This window comes from Acinetobacter sp. ACNIH3, from assembly GCF_002918965.1.
GTDB lineage: Bacteria > Pseudomonadota > Gammaproteobacteria > Pseudomonadales > Moraxellaceae > Acinetobacter > Acinetobacter schindleri.
Genome location: NZ_PQLP01000161.1, coordinates 1 through 520, shown reverse-complemented (window position 1 = coordinate 520; position 520 = coordinate 1). Strand labels below are relative to the sequence as shown.

Below are 520 nucleotides of genomic sequence, written 5' to 3'. Positions count from 1 at the left end.
CTTGTGATTGGTGGTGGTCCTGCGGGGAATACCTCTGCAATCTACGCAGCGCGTAAAGGCATCAAAACCGGGATCGTGGCTGAACGTATGGGCGGTCAGGTCATGGATACCATGGACATTGAGAACTACACTTCAGTGCAAAAGACCCAAGGTCCAAAATTTGCTGCCGAGATGGAAGCCCACGTACGTGAATATGGTGTCGACATCATGAACCTGCAACGTGTATCTGACATCAAGGGTGCAGATGAAACTGCCAACGGTTTGGTTGAAGTGACTTTAGAAAATGGGGCTAAACTTGAATCTAAAACCGTGATTCTGTCGACTGGTGCACGCTGGAGAGAGATGAATGTTCCGGGTGAACAGGAATACAAAACCCGTGGTGTTGCCTACTGTCCACACTGTGATGGTCCACTGTTCAAAGGCAAACGTGTTGCGGTGATTGGTGGTGGTAACTCGGGTGTAGAAGCTGCGATCGACCTTGCTGGTATTGTTGAGCATGTCACCCTGGTGGAATTTGATA

The 520-nt window shown here is 49.4% G+C and carries 1 protein-coding gene; it reads left to right on the top strand.

Annotated elements, in window-relative coordinates; genetic code table 11:
* A partial coding sequence (locus C3420_RS17225; protein WP_171294490.1) for an FAD-dependent oxidoreductase occupies positions 1 to 520 on the top strand: 520 nt, incomplete at both ends.